At 61.1% G+C, this 15373-nt stretch carries 11 protein-coding genes and 3 pseudogenes; 9 read left to right on the forward strand and 5 right to left on the reverse strand.

All coding sequences use genetic code 11. The features are described 5' to 3' along the window. Positions 1 to 55 precede the first annotated feature (55 nt). Both CN933_RS28565 and CN933_RS28570 read left to right on the forward strand, forming a co-directional pair. Positions 56 to 451, forward strand: a complete 396-nt coding sequence (locus CN933_RS28565; RefSeq protein WP_102763083.1) for a hypothetical protein — start codon at positions 56 to 58, stop codon at positions 449 to 451. A 128-nt stretch (positions 452 to 579) separates the two neighbouring features. Next, entirely contained in the window at positions 580 to 3231 is a 2652-nt protein-coding gene (locus CN933_RS28570) for a cation-translocating P-type ATPase (protein ID WP_180980838.1), read from the forward strand. Between the two features lie 65 nt (positions 3232 to 3296). On the opposite strand, the pseudogene CN933_RS32135 reads toward CN933_RS28570, so the two are convergent. The 3 genes and pseudogenes from CN933_RS32135 to CN933_RS28585 all read right to left on the reverse strand — a co-directional run. Continuing rightward, positions 3297 to 3476: pseudogene (locus CN933_RS32135) on the reverse strand (NAD(P)-dependent alcohol dehydrogenase); the annotation flags it as partial. A gap of 124 nt (positions 3477 to 3600) precedes the next feature. After that, positions 3601 to 4851 (reverse strand): MgtC/SapB family protein, encoded by a 1251-nt coding sequence (locus CN933_RS28580; RefSeq protein ID WP_102763085.1) that lies wholly within the window; start codon positions 4849 to 4851, stop codon positions 3601 to 3603. Positions 4852 to 5001: 150 nt separating this feature from the next. Beyond that, complete coding sequence (locus CN933_RS28585; protein ID WP_102763086.1) at positions 5002 to 5679, reverse strand: YoaK family protein; 678 nt, start codon at positions 5677 to 5679, stop codon at positions 5002 to 5004. A 286-nt stretch (positions 5680 to 5965) separates the two neighbouring features. Here CN933_RS28585 and CN933_RS28590 point away from each other — a divergent pair, with 286 nt between their 5' ends. The 6 genes and pseudogenes from CN933_RS28590 to CN933_RS32625 all read left to right on the forward strand — a co-directional run. Continuing rightward, on the forward strand, positions 5966 to 8206 hold the full coding sequence (locus CN933_RS28590) for a heavy metal translocating P-type ATPase (protein ID WP_245425212.1): 2241 nt from the start codon (positions 5966 to 5968) through the stop codon (positions 8204 to 8206). A 113-nt stretch (positions 8207 to 8319) separates the two neighbouring features. Next, positions 8320 to 9362 (forward strand): annotated as a pseudogene (locus tag CN933_RS28595) (alpha/beta fold hydrolase). A gap of 52 nt (positions 9363 to 9414) precedes the next feature. Further along, entirely contained in the window at positions 9415 to 9996 is a 582-nt protein-coding gene (locus CN933_RS28600) for an NAD(P)H-dependent oxidoreductase (protein ID WP_102763089.1), read from the forward strand. 134 nt (positions 9997 to 10130) lie between these two features. Next, positions 10131 to 10421, forward strand: a complete 291-nt coding sequence (locus CN933_RS28605; protein ID WP_180980839.1) for a hypothetical protein — start codon at positions 10131 to 10133, stop codon at positions 10419 to 10421. Positions 10422 to 10482: 61 nt separating this feature from the next. Then, positions 10483 to 10800, forward strand: coding sequence for a c-type cytochrome (locus CN933_RS32480; protein WP_102763091.1), 318 nt, complete (start codon positions 10483 to 10485; stop codon positions 10798 to 10800). Positions 10801 to 10854: 54 nt separating this feature from the next. Beyond that, a pseudogene (locus CN933_RS32625) lies at positions 10855 to 11007 on the forward strand (YeeE/YedE family protein); the annotation flags it as partial. A gap of 296 nt (positions 11008 to 11303) precedes the next feature. On the opposite strand, the gene CN933_RS28615 reads toward CN933_RS32625, so the two are convergent. Together CN933_RS28615 and CN933_RS28620 are read right to left on the reverse strand one after the other, a co-directional pair. Then, positions 11304 to 11822, reverse strand: a complete 519-nt coding sequence (locus CN933_RS28615; protein ID WP_102763092.1) for a GNAT family N-acetyltransferase — start codon at positions 11820 to 11822, stop codon at positions 11304 to 11306. Between the two features lie 278 nt (positions 11823 to 12100). Continuing rightward, positions 12101 to 12931, reverse strand: a complete 831-nt coding sequence (locus CN933_RS28620; RefSeq protein ID WP_102763093.1) for a ferritin-like domain-containing protein — start codon at positions 12929 to 12931, stop codon at positions 12101 to 12103. Between the two features lie 174 nt (positions 12932 to 13105). Here CN933_RS28620 and CN933_RS28625 point away from each other — a divergent pair, with 174 nt between their 5' ends. After that, the gene (locus CN933_RS28625) at positions 13106 to 15373 is read left to right on the forward strand and encodes a regulatory protein NosR (protein ID WP_102763094.1); all 2268 of its coding nucleotides are present in this window, start codon (positions 13106 to 13108) and stop codon (positions 15371 to 15373) included.

Below are 15373 nucleotides of genomic sequence, written 5' to 3' on the forward strand. Positions count from 1 at the left end.
CTCATGCACAGACAGTGTTCGCAGCCATCAAGCGACGACATGAGGAGCAATATTTATGCACGGGACTAATTCGCAACCCACACCTGGCTTTGGGCCTAGTTCTTCATTGATACCGATCCCGCTCGAGGGTCCGAACGTCCTTTTCTCGCTGGGTCGTCTTCAGACGGACGCGCTCAGCGCAGTGCTTCGATATCAGATCGGAGCGTTATCGTTCCTGAAGAGCCGATGCGAGCAGGATCTTCGGTATCTGCAGGAAATCTGGTCACCTGCTCACGTGAACGACACATTCGATTTGTGGTGCAGCTTCTGGCAAGATGCCTGCCTCGACTACTCGAAGGAAGCAGGCCGTATGGCAGATATCGGCGCTAGCCTCGCAGCCAAGGCGGCAAGGCGCGTGCATGGAGAAGAAAAACTGTTCGCGGACAATCTTGCCGCCCAGACTGTCGTTTAGCCGGGTGGCGCCACGGGGGGCGTCTAGAGCAACACAGCTTGAGAACGAGCGAAGCTCGCCTAACCGGGGCGCATTTCATGAACTCAGCAACGTTCCCTCACACTGCATCTCACGTTCAAGACGCTGCGATGGATGACGACATCTCTACTGGGCTTGGCCAGAAGGAGGCAGAGGTCCGGCTCACGCAATTCGGGCCGAATATGCTCCCGGAACCACAGGCGCCCTCCCTATTCGCAACGTTCTTGCGCCAGTTTCGCAGTCCGCTGATTTATATACTGCTGGCCGCCACGCTTGTATCGCTCGCGCTCGGCGATGTGCGCGACGCTCTGTTCATCGCAATCGTCCTCGTCGCGAACGGCATAATAGGCTGCATGCAGGAGCACTCGGCCGGCAAGGCGGCTCTCGCGCTGCGCAAGCTGGAGCAGCCTAAGGCGACCGTAATGCGCGACGGACACATGCAGGAGATCGACGGCCGCCTCCTGGTGCCGGGTGATCTGGTCCTGATCGAAGCCGGCGGCCGCGTGCCGGCCGATCTCCGGCTTCTCTCGGCGACCGATCTTGTCTGCGACGAATCCCTGCTGACCGGAGAATCGGCACCGGTCCATAAAACGCTGATTGCTGTTGACGCCACTCCCGAGGTGAATGCCCGCCGCATGGCCTTTGCGGGGACGCTCGTCACGCGCGGCCGCGGGCGGGGGTCAATTGCAGCGACGGGTGCGGCTACCGAGATTGGAAAAATCGCAGCCGAGATCGGCAAGGCATCCGTCTCCAAGCCCCCCTTGATGATCAGAATGGAACGCTTTTCGCAGTTCATCGCCTGGGTCGTCGCTGCTGCCGTAGTGCTTCTCATTCTCGTCGGGATCGCTCGGTCGATGTCGCCGAGCGATCTCTTCATGATGTCGGTTGGCCTGGCGGTGAGTGCAATTCCCGAGGGGCTGCCGATAGCGATCTCGGTCGCGCTGGCAATCAGCATGCGGCGTATGGCGAAAACACACGTCATCGTGCGGCGGATGCCGGCCGTGGAAGCGCTTGGCTCCTGCACCATGATCGCCACCGACAAGACGGGCACCCTGACGCTCAACCAGTTAACCGTGACGGATATACGCTTGCCGGATGGTACTGATATCATCTGCGATACCGGTGCTGATCTGGATGCCTGCACGATCCGGGGCGCTGGAACCCCTCCCGAGGAGGCGCGGGAACGTGCCATTGCCTTGTTGAAGGCCGCGTCGCTGCCCAATGAAGGTTCCCTCACCAGGGGAGAGAACGGCTGGACCGCCGTCGGCGATACGGTCGACATTGCATTGCTGGCAGCGGCGTACAAGGGAGGGCTGCCCCGCGAAGCAATCGAGGACGATTATCCTATTGTCGCCCGGATCCCCTATGAGCCGGACCTCAAATACGCCGCTTCATTCCACCGCCACGGCGACAGCGTCCGCATCTTCGTGAAGGGCGCCGCAGAAACCCTGATCGACATGGCCGACAGGATGGACATGGATGGTCGCGCCGAGCCGATCGATCGGGAAGCCCTTCTCCGGCAAAAAGAAGAGATGGCCGCGCGTGGCCTTCGGGTGCTTGCCTTTGCGGAGGGCGAAACGGCGGTCGAGTCGGATGGTGACCTCGGCCGGCACCTGCTCGTCGACCTCGTCTTCCTGGGGCTTGCCGGAATGCAGGACCCCGTGCGGCCGGAAGTACCGCTGGCAATTCGCAATTGCCACTCAGCAGGGCTGGACGTGGCAATGGTCACTGGCGACGATCCCAAGACTGCAGCGGCGATCGCCTCCCAGGCCGGGCTGATCTTCACCGAAGATCAGGTAGTCACCGGCGAAGCTGTGCGCGAGGCCGAGGAAAACGGACAGGAAAGCCTCGACAAGCTGACCCGCCATGGCCGCATCTACGCACGTGTGGCTCCTTCGCAAAAACTGGCACTCGTCCTCTCGCTCGCGCGCAACGGCCACTTCGTCGCCGTCACGGGCGATGGCGTCAACGATGCGCCGGCGCTGAAGCACGCGCATATCGGCGTTGCGATGGGACGAAAGGGGACGGAGGTGGCGAAGGAAAGCGCCGATATCATCATCACCGATGATAACTTCGCTTCGATCGTCAGCGGAATCCGCGAGGGCCGGGTCGCCTATGCGAATATCCGCAAGGTCATTTTCATGCTGATGTCGACAGGTGCCGCAGAATTGCTGCTCTTTCTGCTGGCAATCCCCCTCGGCTTGCCGATGCCCCTTCTTCCCGTGCAATTGCTCTGGCTCAACCTTGTAACCAACGGCATTCAGGACATTGCCCTTGCCGGTGAAAGTCCAGAAGGCGACGAACTTAGCCGCGCGCCACGCAGGCCGTCCGAGCCGATCTTCGACCGGCTGATGATGCGGCGCATATGGCAGTCCATGCTCGTTATGGGAGCCGGCGGCTTCGCGATGTTCTATGTTCTGCTTGAGCAGGGCTACAGCGAGAGCGAAGCACGCAATCTGCTGCTGTTGTTGTTCGTGCTTTTCGAGAACTTCCAGACGCTCGCCAGCCGCTCCGAGCGCAAGTCCGTCTTCCAGCTTGGCTTTCTTGCCAACCCGCTTCTCCTTCTCTCAATCGCAGCGGCCCAGGGCCTTCATATCGCTGCCATGTACACTCCGATCCTCAGTGAGACGCTGCAAGTTTCACCGATCTCGTTCTCAGAGTGGGCGCTCCTGCTTGTAGCAGCATCGTCTGCCCTCCTGGTCGTGGAAATTGACAAGTGGCGGGCTCGCCGCACCACTCGCGGACGATCTCGCGGGCAATGAAGATTTTGGCCCAGGGGCGCAGTTCCCTCAGGCTATTGAACTCAGTCCTGCGCCGATAGAAAGCGTCATGGAGTGATCGCGACCTTAAGCACTCCATCAAGCTGGTTTGCAAATGGGTCGTATGCCTCCTCGATTTGGTCCAGCTCGAAGCGATGAGTCACCAGAGGACGCGTGTCGACGCGGCCGGATGCGATCACCTCCATCAAACGACGCATGCGTTCCTTGCCGCCCGGGCAGAAGGCCGAATTACGAAAACAGCAATTGATTTAACGCAACACCTCACATGACGGAGATTGGTTCGCGGATTAACGCGCGAGGAGTCCGGCCGCTTCCTCGATCTTGTTCGCTAACCGCGCGCGCGCCATGCAACTAGCGGGCAATGAGGACAGAGACTGCCACTCCCGTTCCCGCGGCGAGGAGCGATATAGCAGCGAGCGATGTCCAATAGCGTAGAGTTCCAGACGCGATCGCCACCAACACCCGCCCGCCTGCGTTTGCGAGTACCGCGACGAGTACTGCGTCCCCGACGATCTGCAGAGGTGCGGCTCCTTCTCCAGCGCGCAGCGCCGTCAGCACCGCAATGTCGACGTCGAATATCCCTGACGCTGCCGATATGCCGATTAAGCTACTGTGGCCCATACCTTTCATCAAGGCTGCGCCAGTCGTCGCGGTCACGGCAAATAGGGCTGCAAAGATAAAAAGCGGAACGAGCTCAAACGGATTCCGCGGCTCTGCCGGCTCGCCGGCGGAAGGTGCAGTTTTAGTCATCAGAGCGGCACCACCCGCGGCAAAGATCAAAGCTGCTGCGATCATTGGCAAGACAACTTCGGGGAAGACCGGCGGGGAGATGAAAAGGGTTACCGTCAGCACGCGCAATAGCGCGACGACGGCAGCAATGCTTGCCGCTCCGGCCAACGGCAGTGGCTCCTCACCAGAGCGTGCTTTTTGCCCGAAGCTCGCCGTCACGGCGGTCGATGAAACGACCGCACCGACCAGGCCGCCCACCAGCAATCCTCTTGACGAGCCGAGCACGCGAACCGCGACGTAGCCCATAAACGAAATGGTGGCGCTCAGGAGCGTGAAGAGCCAGACTTCACGTGGATTAAAACCGCCCCATGGGTCAATGGCATGGTTCGGAAGAAGAGGCAGCCCGATGGCGGTCATCGCCGCCAGCACGAGAGCGGAACGCAGCTCGATCCATGACAGCGTCTTGAGAAGATTGTGCATAAGCTCGCGGCTCGCGAGCACCCCAGCCAGTGCAGCCGCGCCTGCCGCCGCTATCCTGTAATCGCCGGCCACCGCTAATCCGCCGAGCGCAAAAACCGCCAATCCCGCAACGACGCCGGTGACGCTGAAATCCTCATCGTGTCGCGCCTCGTGCAGCTTGAACCAGGTAAAACTCAGCGCGAAGCTCATGAAACCTACGGCGAAGATAAGATCGCTCCGCTGTGTGTCGGACAGTGCGGCCACTATCCCTCCAAGCAGACCGGAAATACCGTAAGTGCGGATGCCTGCCGTGCGGCTGCCTGCCGGCGCTTCCCTTTCGCGCCATCCACGCTCGAGCCCCACAAGCAAACCTATTGCCAGAGCAAGTCCCAGACGGAGAATAAGAGGTTCCATTCACTGCCCCTGTGCAACGATTAATGTCGGCGCTCCTGAACAAGCGCAATCTTGAGACGTCCGAGTAAGTTTGAAAGCACTTCCGATTTGAAGGAGAGGCAGCGAGCGGCTTTGCAAATGGGGTATGGGCAAGATCACATGCGGATACCACTAACGATGTTGAATGAATCTACTTTGCCAGCGACGGGGTATTTGGATCGAGACTGCTGTCAATAACAGGGCTGCAGCCGACGGGATCCATAGGGCCAGGCTTCCTATTTCTTGCACGAGGGCTGCCCCTGAAATGGCTCCTGCCATCATGCCGAGCCACGGCACGATTTGGATGACCCAATGCGTGTTGCGGATGCCCATCACCCAGCGTCCCAAGCCGCGTCCGAAGCGTGACAGTGCCCCGGTAACATATGTTAAGCCGACCGGTAGCCCTTCGATCTGTTCGACAGAGGCGTTAATCGCTCCCATCGCCAGAATTAGTAAAAGGAACTGCATCTCTCTTCGATCAGCTAACAGGGCTGCGCATGCGAGCAGAACGGATACAAACAGCAAAACAGAATGCGGCCTGAACCTGATCGAGACCATCACTCCCACGGCGTTCCCTATCACGAAGGTGATGAGGCCCCCGATGAGAAGCACTCCCCGCGCGACGTCCGCCTGGATCAGAGCAACGGATGCGCGAGTCGTGTTGCCACTCATGAAAGACACAAAATCCCCGAGGAACATAAGCCCCATGGCGTCGGTCATACCTGCGAGGAACGATATTGCAGCGACAAGCGCCAAACCAACAGAACTTCTCTGACGCTTAATGATGCGCCGCCGCCGCTGTACCGTCATTTGTGATGATCCACGTGAACCCCCGCCCAGTAAAAGCAAACCCGGTGCGGAGTTGCAAGCTCGCGATGCGCTGCGAACGATGCCGCGATTCCCATTGTCATGCTTTTTTTGCTCGCCGGTAGGGTTCTTGCGGGATATTGCGCAGAATCAAGACAACGGTTCTGGGATCCAATATTCTTCACGAGATCTGTTGGAGAGTACCTTGACCAGGAGCCGAGATTTCGCGTCGATTTGGCAAGGGGGAGAGCTGGGCAAGCGCCTTCTCCTTGCCCTCATCGCTGTAGCCATGCTCGCCGGCACAATCACCTGGCTCGCGGGCCGGCCCGACCTCAGCGCCGCGTCCTGGGCGGCCGGCACCGCGGTGATCCTGGCGAGCCTCCTGACCGAGATCGCGATCAGTCTGGGACGGAAGGAATTCGGGCTGGATCTCATCGCGGCCCTCGCAATGGGCGGCGCCCTCATTCTCGGCGAGTACCTGACCGGCACCATCGTCGCACTGATGTACACCGGTGGCGAGGCGCTCGAGGATTTCGCCCAAAGGCGCGCACGCCGAGAGCTGACAGCGCTGCTCAACCGGGTACCGCGCACCGCCGTGCGTTACACGGACCGGCAGCTGCAGGAGGTTTCCATCGAAGAACTCAATCCTGGCGACCGAATCCTGATACGCCGTGGCGAGGTGGTGCCGGTCGATGGAAGCGTGGTGGATGGCATCGCCGTGCTGGACGAGTCGGCCTTGACGGGCGAGGCAATGCCGATCCGGCGCCGCTCCGGTGAGCCAGTGACGAGCGGCACGACGAACGCCGGCGATGCCTTTGAAATGGTCGCCTCGAGCGCGGCGAGCGACAGCACCTATGCGGCAATCGTCAGGCTAGTGGAGGCGGCAAAAGCCGCGAAGGCGCCTATCGTTCGGCTTGCGGACAGTTATGCGCTGGGGTTTCTTGCGGTCACGCTGCTCCTCGCCGGCGGCGCCTGGGCCATCAGCGGGGAGCCGGTCCGCGCGCTCGCCGTGCTGGTCATTGCAACGCCGTGCCCACTCATTCTCGCGGTCCCGGTGGCGATCATCGCCGGAGTTTCTCGTTGCGCCGGCAAGGGGGTGCTCGTGAAAGGCGGAGGCGCGCTGGAGATGCTTGCGCGCATCAAGACAGTGATCCTCGACAAAACAGGGACGATTACAGACGGCCGGGCCCACCTTATCGAGCTCAAGTCGCGCACCGATCTTGACCCTCTGGAGGTGCTGCGGCTGGCGGCATCGCTGGATCAGGGCTCACATCACGTGATTGCCCGCGCCTTGGTCGCAGCCGCAAGAGAGCGGGGCCTGCAACTTGTTGCACCATCCGGAACTCGGGAATCGGCGGGTTCCGGCGTGAGCGGCAACATAGATGGCCACGAAATCGCAGTGGGCGGCTGGGATTTCATCAGCGAAAGGATCGATGAGACCGCCTTCTCGCGAGACATACGGACGTGGATCCGGAGGGATGGCGTCGTCTCGGTGCTCGCTGCCATCGACGGAGTTCTCGCGGGCGCGTTTCTCCTCGCCGACGAGGTCAGGCCAGAGGTCGGCAGCGTGCTTAGGCAATTGCGGGAGGCCGGCGTCGGACGGATCGTGCTTGCGACTGGCGATCGCACCGAGCTGGCGGAGAGTCTCCAGTCCTTTTTGAGACTGGACAAGGTTGCCGCCGAATTGAAGCCGGAAGACAAAACCCGAATTGTGGAAGCGGAAAGAGCGGCAGGACCGGTCATGATGGTCGGCGATGGCGTCAACGACGCACCGGCGCTCGCAGCCGCCGACGTCGGGGTAGCCATGGGCGCGCGCGGGGCTGCCGCCTCCTCCGAAGCGGCGGACGTGGTCATCCTGGTGGACCGGCTCGATCGCCTCGTCAGCGCCATCCGCATCGCGCACCGCTCACGCGGCATAGCCCTCCAGAGCGTCTATATGGGTATGGCCTTGTCCGCCGCTGGCATGGTTGCGGCCGCCTTTGGGTATCTGACACCGGTTCAGGGCGCACTGCTGCAGGAAGCAATCGACATCTTCGCCATCTTGAATGCACTGCGCGCGCTAGGCGACCCCATGCGCGGCTGGAGGAAAACAACACTTTTGGAGCATGCAGAGCTCCTGAAGCTCGAAGCCGAGCATCGTGCCCTGATGGATGTTGTGGACGAGATACGTCATACAAGCGCGCGCATCCAGGACCTCCCGGAAGATGAGGTCCGTAATCAGCTTGCGCACTTGGATACTCTGCTGCGACAACGTCTTCTTCCGCACGAACGCCAGGATGACGAGGAAGTCTATCCCAGGCTGCGCAGGCAGGCAGGCGCGCCGGATGCTCTTGCCGGCATGAGCAGAACTCACATGGAGATCCAGCGTCAGGTCCACAGCCTCACTTCGCTTCGACAAGCCTTTGGCGAACATGCGTCGAGCCCGGCACAGCGTTACGAGATCCAGCGCCTGCTGCACGGTCTGGAAGCTATCACTCGCCTCCACTTCGCCCAGGAGCTGGAAATCTATCGATCGCTCGAGCACGAGTAATCCAACGAATAGACGCATCGGCCTGATTGCCGAAGATCTCACCGATTCTTTTGAGGCAGATCAAAGTCCTCGCGGCTCAACCCACTACGATACCGGCAAATTGAAGCTCCGGGATGGCGGCCATGGGTCGGATCGGATGGACATTATCAGCGATCTTTATCGCCGCCGCGGTCGCAGGCGGGATGGTTTTCCTGTCCTACAGCAATGACATCGATCGGGCGCGCTCCGCAGTCGCCAATGGCGCGCGCATCGCCAATACTGCCGCCGGTCCCATCGAATATGCCGAGAGAGGCGACGGCATTCCGCTCCTTTCCATTCACGGCGCAGGTGGCGGATGGGATCAGGGCCTGACCAACGTTGCCGATCTGGTCGGAAGCGGCTTTCGGGTGATCGCCTCGTGGCGCTTCGGATATCTCGGCACGCCGATTCCGGCCGATGCTTCGCCGTCCGCCCAGGCCGATGCCCATGTGGCGCTGCTCTCCAAGCTTGAGATCGACAAGACCGTCGTCGTCGGTGTTTCGGCTGGCGCACGCTCGGCGATCGAACTGGCGCTTCGCCATCCGGATAAGGTTTCAGCTCTTGTTCTGATCGTCCCTGGAACTTACGCGCCCGAGAGTCCAGTGATGCTCGAGGGGAGTCGTGGCAGCGCGTTTGCCTTTTGGCTAGTCAACGCGGGCGCCGATTTCGCTTGGTGGGCGACCGAAAAGATTGCTCCGTCGGTTCTGATCCGCTTCCTCGGCGTGCCGCCCGAATTGGTTGAGGCGGCCCCGGCGCAGGACCGAAATCGGGTGATGGCCATAATTCGCAGCGTCGAACCGCTTTCGCGGCGCTTTCCCGGCATTAACATCGACAGTGCGCCCGATCTCCACCGCCTGCCTCTTGAGAAGATCGCCGCTCCAACCCTGGTCGTGTCGGCCCAAGATGATCTGTTCAACACGCTCCCCGCAGCCATATTCGCCGCCAGGAGCATTCCGGGCGCGAAGCTGGTCGTCTACGACACCGGCGGGCATCTGCTCGTTGGACAGGGGGGAAGGTTAAGAAAGTCGTCAGCGATTTCCTTGCTCAGACAGGCACAATGCCATCTTCCGGGTCCCGTTCCGGCACCTCTGTTCGGCCAAAGGCGCCCGCACCCGCAGTTTCGTTGACGCGGTCATGAGGAGCTAACAGGCATTCAATGGCATGCGTGGTGATTTTACGGAGCGCAGCAGATGACCAGGCACATTGCGATTGTCCAGGGCCATCCGGACCCGGCCAGGCACCACCTCCTGCACGCCATGGCTGACGCTTACGCCGAGGCCGCCACGGCAGCGGGACACGAGGTACGGCGGATAGAAGTGGCCAAGCTCGAGTTTCCGCTGCTGCGGACGCAGGAGGATTTCGAGACCGGGGCGTTGCCACCGGGCCTGGAGCAGGCCCGAGAGGACATGCGCTGGGCAGAGCACTGGGTCTTTCTGTTTCCTCTTTGGCATGGAACGATGCCGGCCCTGCTCAAGGGCTTTCTCGAGCACATCTTCAGGCCGGGCTTTGCGATGGAATACAAGAAGGGCGGCTTTCCGAAGCGGCTGCTGGCCGGGCGCTCCGCCCGCATAATTGTCACCATGGGTATGCCGGTGCTTCTTTACCGGTGGTATTTCGGCGCGTATGGCGTTCGGAGTTTCGAGCGCAGTATGCTGGGCTTCGCCGGAATCAAGCCCATTCGCGAGAATTTCTACGGCCTCTCCTTTGCCGATGAGAAGAAACGCTCTCGCTGGCTCGACGAGATGCGCAATTGCGGCAGACGGGCACGGTGATTTTAACCTCCAACGGATCGCGATTGAAGATCGACTTTGAGCTTGATCAAGGAGTTTCCGTGCGTGCGAAGCATAATGCTTGAGTGAACGCCGTTTTGGTTGGCTCGCCTCGCACTCGTGCCGGGAGGACGAACATGCCCTTGAAGCTGCTCAGTGGAATGATGAAGGCATCGGGAGACGAGGCGCTTCTGATCATGGAGAGAGACATCGGAGGCGACGAGATCGTTCTTGTCACGAAGGAAGCCCTTCTCGATATCGCCGATCCCCCGCTCTGCAACGAGTGTCGACTGCAGCAATACGTTACAATCTTCAGCGATATCGCGTCTCAAAAATTCGATGGCACGGAGCTCACGTCCGACGGGCGCGTTGCAGTAACCGCGACTGATGTGTCTGTTTGGAAAGTTAATCACCCGGACGCGACTTGAGATCTATCGATTGCAACCAAGCTGGTACGACTTGCTGGTCAACCATTAGGACACGGCTGCAATGAAGCGAATATGTGGTCTGCAATGTGCTGGCACCGTTGCCCTTCTTCTGACTGTCAGTGGCGAGGGCGCTGCGGCCGATCGGCTCCACGGACGCGCCATCGCCCAACGCTGGTGTAGCGAGTGTCACGTCGTTGCGCCTGGACAAGTTCGCGGCTCTGATACTGTTCCAACGTTCGCTCAGATTGCTGAATCGGAACGTTTTGACGAGAGAAGCCTTGCGGCATTTTTGGCTACCCCTCACCACTCCCGCATGCCAAATCTATCCCTGACACGTGCCGAGATTGCCGATCTCGTAGCGTACATAAAGGCGAGATAGCCCTAGTCCATCGTCGCGGATCGAGGCCTGGACCGATTTCGCAGTGTGAGCGCAATCACCGAAGTAAGTTATCCCTGGCCACTAACCGGCGGTCTCCGGATCGGCCTGTCGCCAGGCCTTTACCTTCTGCTGAACGGCAAGATAGCGGCATTTCCGGTTTAGCGGCCGCCACAGCTGACTCATGACGGCAACAGCAAGTTGGGACTGGTTTCCGCGCCTGCTGCCGAAAGTAGACCCGCCGAGCGAGTGTGGGGTGCGGCGGAGTTGACGGATTGGTACGCCGTTCAACTTCCGATGAAATCGCAACGCACTGCATGATACCAATAACCCTAGAAAGCTGGCTGTCCTCGTAAGTCTGGAAGTGGAAGAGGCTCCAGCGTCTGCGTTAGCGCTTGAACTGACCACAGTCATCCGCGGCATCGTGGTCCAGACTGGAGATGGCAGCACTCCGGCCGGAACGGCGATGCTCCGGCCGAACAAAGTTGCTCAAGCGCGGCGGCGTCTCACGCCGCTCTCAGTTCCTTCCGGACGAGGAGGATCGTGGGGTCGTCGGGATCGGTCACGGTGGTGAATCCCATCTGCTGCTCGATTTCGATCGCCGCACGGTTCTCGCGCCGTTCGATCGACTCGAGCACCTTGACGCCCTTCGCCTGGGCGACCCTCGAGAGAAATCCCAGAAGCTCCCAGCCTACGCCGCGATTCTTGTAGTCCGAGCGAATGCTGATCGCCACCTCGCCTCGCTCGAATGCGGGATCACAGGCCAGCATCGCAGTGGCGATCAACGGATCGCCGCTCTCGCCGAAAGCCAGGTAATTCTCCGTCCGGACGTGATCGACATCGGTGAGGGCCGAGATACGCTCCTTGCCGACCTCGTTCAGGCCAGTAAGATAGCGGAAACTCAGGTCCTCTTTGGTGACATGGGTGAAGAATTCGGCAAGCATCGGCTCGTCTTCGGTCCGAACGGGCCTGACGTGAATTTTAAGCCCGGTTCGGGTCGTCAGATCTGCGGTCCAGTTTCCCATAGTGTCTCCTTTGGCTGCGCCTTCTCCCTTCCGGCAAATGCAAACGGAAGATGATTGCTGAACATTTACTCAAAGGAGAATGGAGCGCATTGTTCCGGATCAATCTCCTCTTCACCAAAGGAAACCGATCAAAAAGGCTCGGAGCGTCTGGGGTAGTGCCTCTCCGCTTCGCCGATATACGAGTGGACGGCGAAATCAAAGCTAAACGACTATGGATTAGTGGGCTTCAGCGCCGGAGTGGCCCAGTGCCTGTGACGGTGATGCCACCTGGCCGCAGCCTAAAGTTCCCGTACTGCATAGAGGCAGCGGATCATGTCGCTGGCGAACGTCTGCACCCGAGCTCTTGCCGACTCGGTGCTTTCGTGTTCCGCAAGGTCGAGATAGCAATCGAGCAGGAATTCGCAGAGTGGGACCAGCCGCCCGGTGACGTTCGCGGGAACGTGCTGCAAGAGAGGCGTTTCGCTAGGCGGCGTTGCTATTAGAGCGGTCGCGCGCTCCTGCGCCTCGCTCGCCAAGCCGCGCAACCGCTCCGCAGTTTCTCCGAGTGCAGCCGCAGGGGTGCGTATCAACAGTTCGGCGAGCCGCCCTTCGAGCGTCGGCAAGTCGTCCCTTATTGAGCCGGATTCCGCGTGGCGCATTTCGTGAAAGGCGCGGCGGCGCTCGCGACGCAGTGTCGCCACATGGCCCAGTTCCTCCCTTGCCAGTCGCTCGGCGGCCTGCCTGATTTCCTCGGAAGGCGCATGCGCCGCCGCATAGGTCCAGAACACGAAGGCCCGCTCCTCGTTGCGCACCGCCATGGAAAACGCGCGGTACGACGTCAGCAGCTCCGAAGCAACAACGCCCGCCCCCTCGTCATCGAAGAACGGTTCTGGGAGGCTGACTGGTTGTGGAGCTCTCTCGCCTAGCCATTGGTCCACCTTTCCGAGATGCCCCTCCTCTTCCGCGATTAGACGTTCGAAGACTGCGGCGAGGTCGGGGCGTTCTTCGGCCCGCATGCGCGCGGCCAGAGCGACATAGCCGTCGACCGCCTCCTGCTCCATCGCGCGGGCGAACGACAGCAGCTCGGTCATCGACACCATCACCCACGGTTCGGTTCTCTTTTCGGGCATGTCCTGCTCTCCCGGTTGGCACGCGTAGCTGCGCATTCTGAACTCGGTCCTCCGGACCTGAGACACATTGGCCCAAGTTGAATTTAATCAAGTTGATCTGGCGCAAAGAAAGTCATTTCGGGCCGTGTGAAATGGCCCGCGATGGAAGTGGCTCTCTGTGGCCCAGGAAACCCGATGTACCAAGCAGCGATACATAAGATCGGATTGAAACGCCTACTGCGCAGCCTCGTCGCTCTCTGCATCGCCGCCTTGTTGGCCGGCCCGAGCATGGCCGCGGGCCAACTGTCTATCTACCTTCAAAAGGTGCAGCCGCAGGAGATCTTTCCAGGTGCAACCCGCTTCGGCGAGGTCACCGGCGATCCGCCGATCGCACCCGTCTTCCGCGGCGACAGCCTGCTGGGTTACGCGTATCTCAATTCCGACGTCACAAGCTCCGTCGGCTATTCCGGCAAGCCCATCCATATCGTGGTTGGAATCGATCCGAAAGGCGTTGTACGCGGGCTGGAGCTCGTCGACCACAAGGAGCCGATCGTCCTCATTGGCATTCCAGAGGCGAAGGTCGTCGCATCGGTCAACGCCATCATCGGCAAAGACCTCGGGCGGGTCTCCTCAGGCGCCGACCGGCCGCCTCAGGTCGACATCGTCAGCGGCGCCACCGTGACCGTGCTGGTCATGGGCGACAGCATTGTCCGTTCCGCCCTCAAGCTGATCCGTGCGAATAGGTTCGGCGCGGACGCCGCGGCGACCGGTCAATCATCCGAAAGCCGCAAAATCGACCTCTCCAGAACGGGGACGAGCGACTGGGAGACGCTGGTTGGCGATGGATCGGTGCGAAGCCTTCGCCTTACGGTGGGCGAGGTCACGGAAGCCTTCCGCCAGGCCGGCCAACCGGCCGCTGCCGGCCGGCCCGAGACGCACAGTCCCGGCGATCGGTTCATCGATCTCTACATCGCGCCGGTGAGCGTGCCGGTGATCGGAAGGTCGCTGCTCGGCGATGCCCGTTACGAGCAGATGCGCGCCAAGCTGAAGCCGGGAGAGGAGGCGATCGTCGTGGCGGGCGACGGGGCCTATTCCTTCAAGGGCTCCGGCTACGTCCGTGGCGGGATTTTCGACCGCATTGAGCTTCTCCAGGATGGCCAGGGCCTGCGGTTCCGCGACCGCGACCACACACGGCTGCCGATGCTAGCTGCGTCCGGCGCGCCGCGTCTTCGCGAAATCGCCCTGTTTGTGGTTCCGGCGGACTTCGGTTTCGACGTTGCCGCACCGTGGGAACTGCAGCTACTGGTTCAGCGTAGCGCCGGCGGGCGCGACAAGGCGGTGCTACCTTACAATCTCAGCTATGCCCTGCCCGACGCCCATGTGACCGTCCAGGCCGCTGCAGCGCGGCCGCCTGTCGAGCCAAGTATCGCCGAACAGGCTGCACCTGCCGAGCCGCTGGCGGAGGGGCAGCCCCTGTGGATGAAGATGTGGGACATGAACCGGGTGTTGGTGGCGGTCACGATGGCTGCCGTGCTCGTCCTGACCCTGATCTTCTTCTTCCAGGACTGGCTGGTGAAGCGGCCGGCGCTGTTTGCCTGGATCAGACGCGGCTACCTGCTCTTCACGCTGGTGTGGCTCGGCTGGTACGCCAACGCCCAGCTCTCTGTTGTCAACGTCCTGACATTCTTCAACTCCCTGGTGACGGGCTTCCATTGGGAGTTCTTCCTCTCCGCCCCATTGGTGTTCCTCCTGTGGGGGAGTGTCGCTGCGGCGCTGCTGTTCTGGGGGCGCGGCCCCTTCTGTGGCTGGCTATGCCCGTTCGGCGCGCTGCAGGAATTGACCAACAATGTCGCGCGATGGCTGAAGGTGCCTCAGGTGAGAGTGCCCTGGGGCCTGCACGAGCGGCTCTGGCCGATCAAATACATCATCTTTCTCGGCCTTTTCGGGCTGTCGCTCTACTCCCTCGCGCTTGCCGAGATGTTTTCTGAAGTGGAGCCGTTCAAGACGGCGATCATCCTGAAGTTCGCCCGCGAATGGCCCTTCGTCGTCTTTGCGCTCACCGTGCTCGCCGCCGGCCTTTTCATCGAACGGTTCTACTGCCGCTACCTTTGCCCGCTGGGCGCTGCACTCGCCATCCCTGGCCGGATCCGCATGTTCGAGTGGCTGAAGCGGTGGCCGGAATGCGGCTCGCCCTGCCAGCGCTGCGCCAAGGAGTGCCCGGTCCAGTCCATCCACCCGGAGGGCGGCATCAATGTCAACGAGTGCATCTACTGCATGCACTGCCAGGAGCTTTACCACGACGACCAGCGCTGTCCGCACATGATCCAGGTGCGGCTGAAACGCGAAAAGTTCATGGCGCTTTCCACCCCGGTATCGCGGGGGGAAGTGCCGGCGAAGACCGTCGTGACTCACAAGGGCGCCCCGATCAGAAAGGCTGTAACGGCGCCGGAAAACCCCGTCTGA

This window comes from Sinorhizobium sp. M4_45 (genome assembly GCF_002885915.1).
GTDB lineage: Bacteria > Pseudomonadota > Alphaproteobacteria > Rhizobiales > Rhizobiaceae > Sinorhizobium > Sinorhizobium meliloti_A.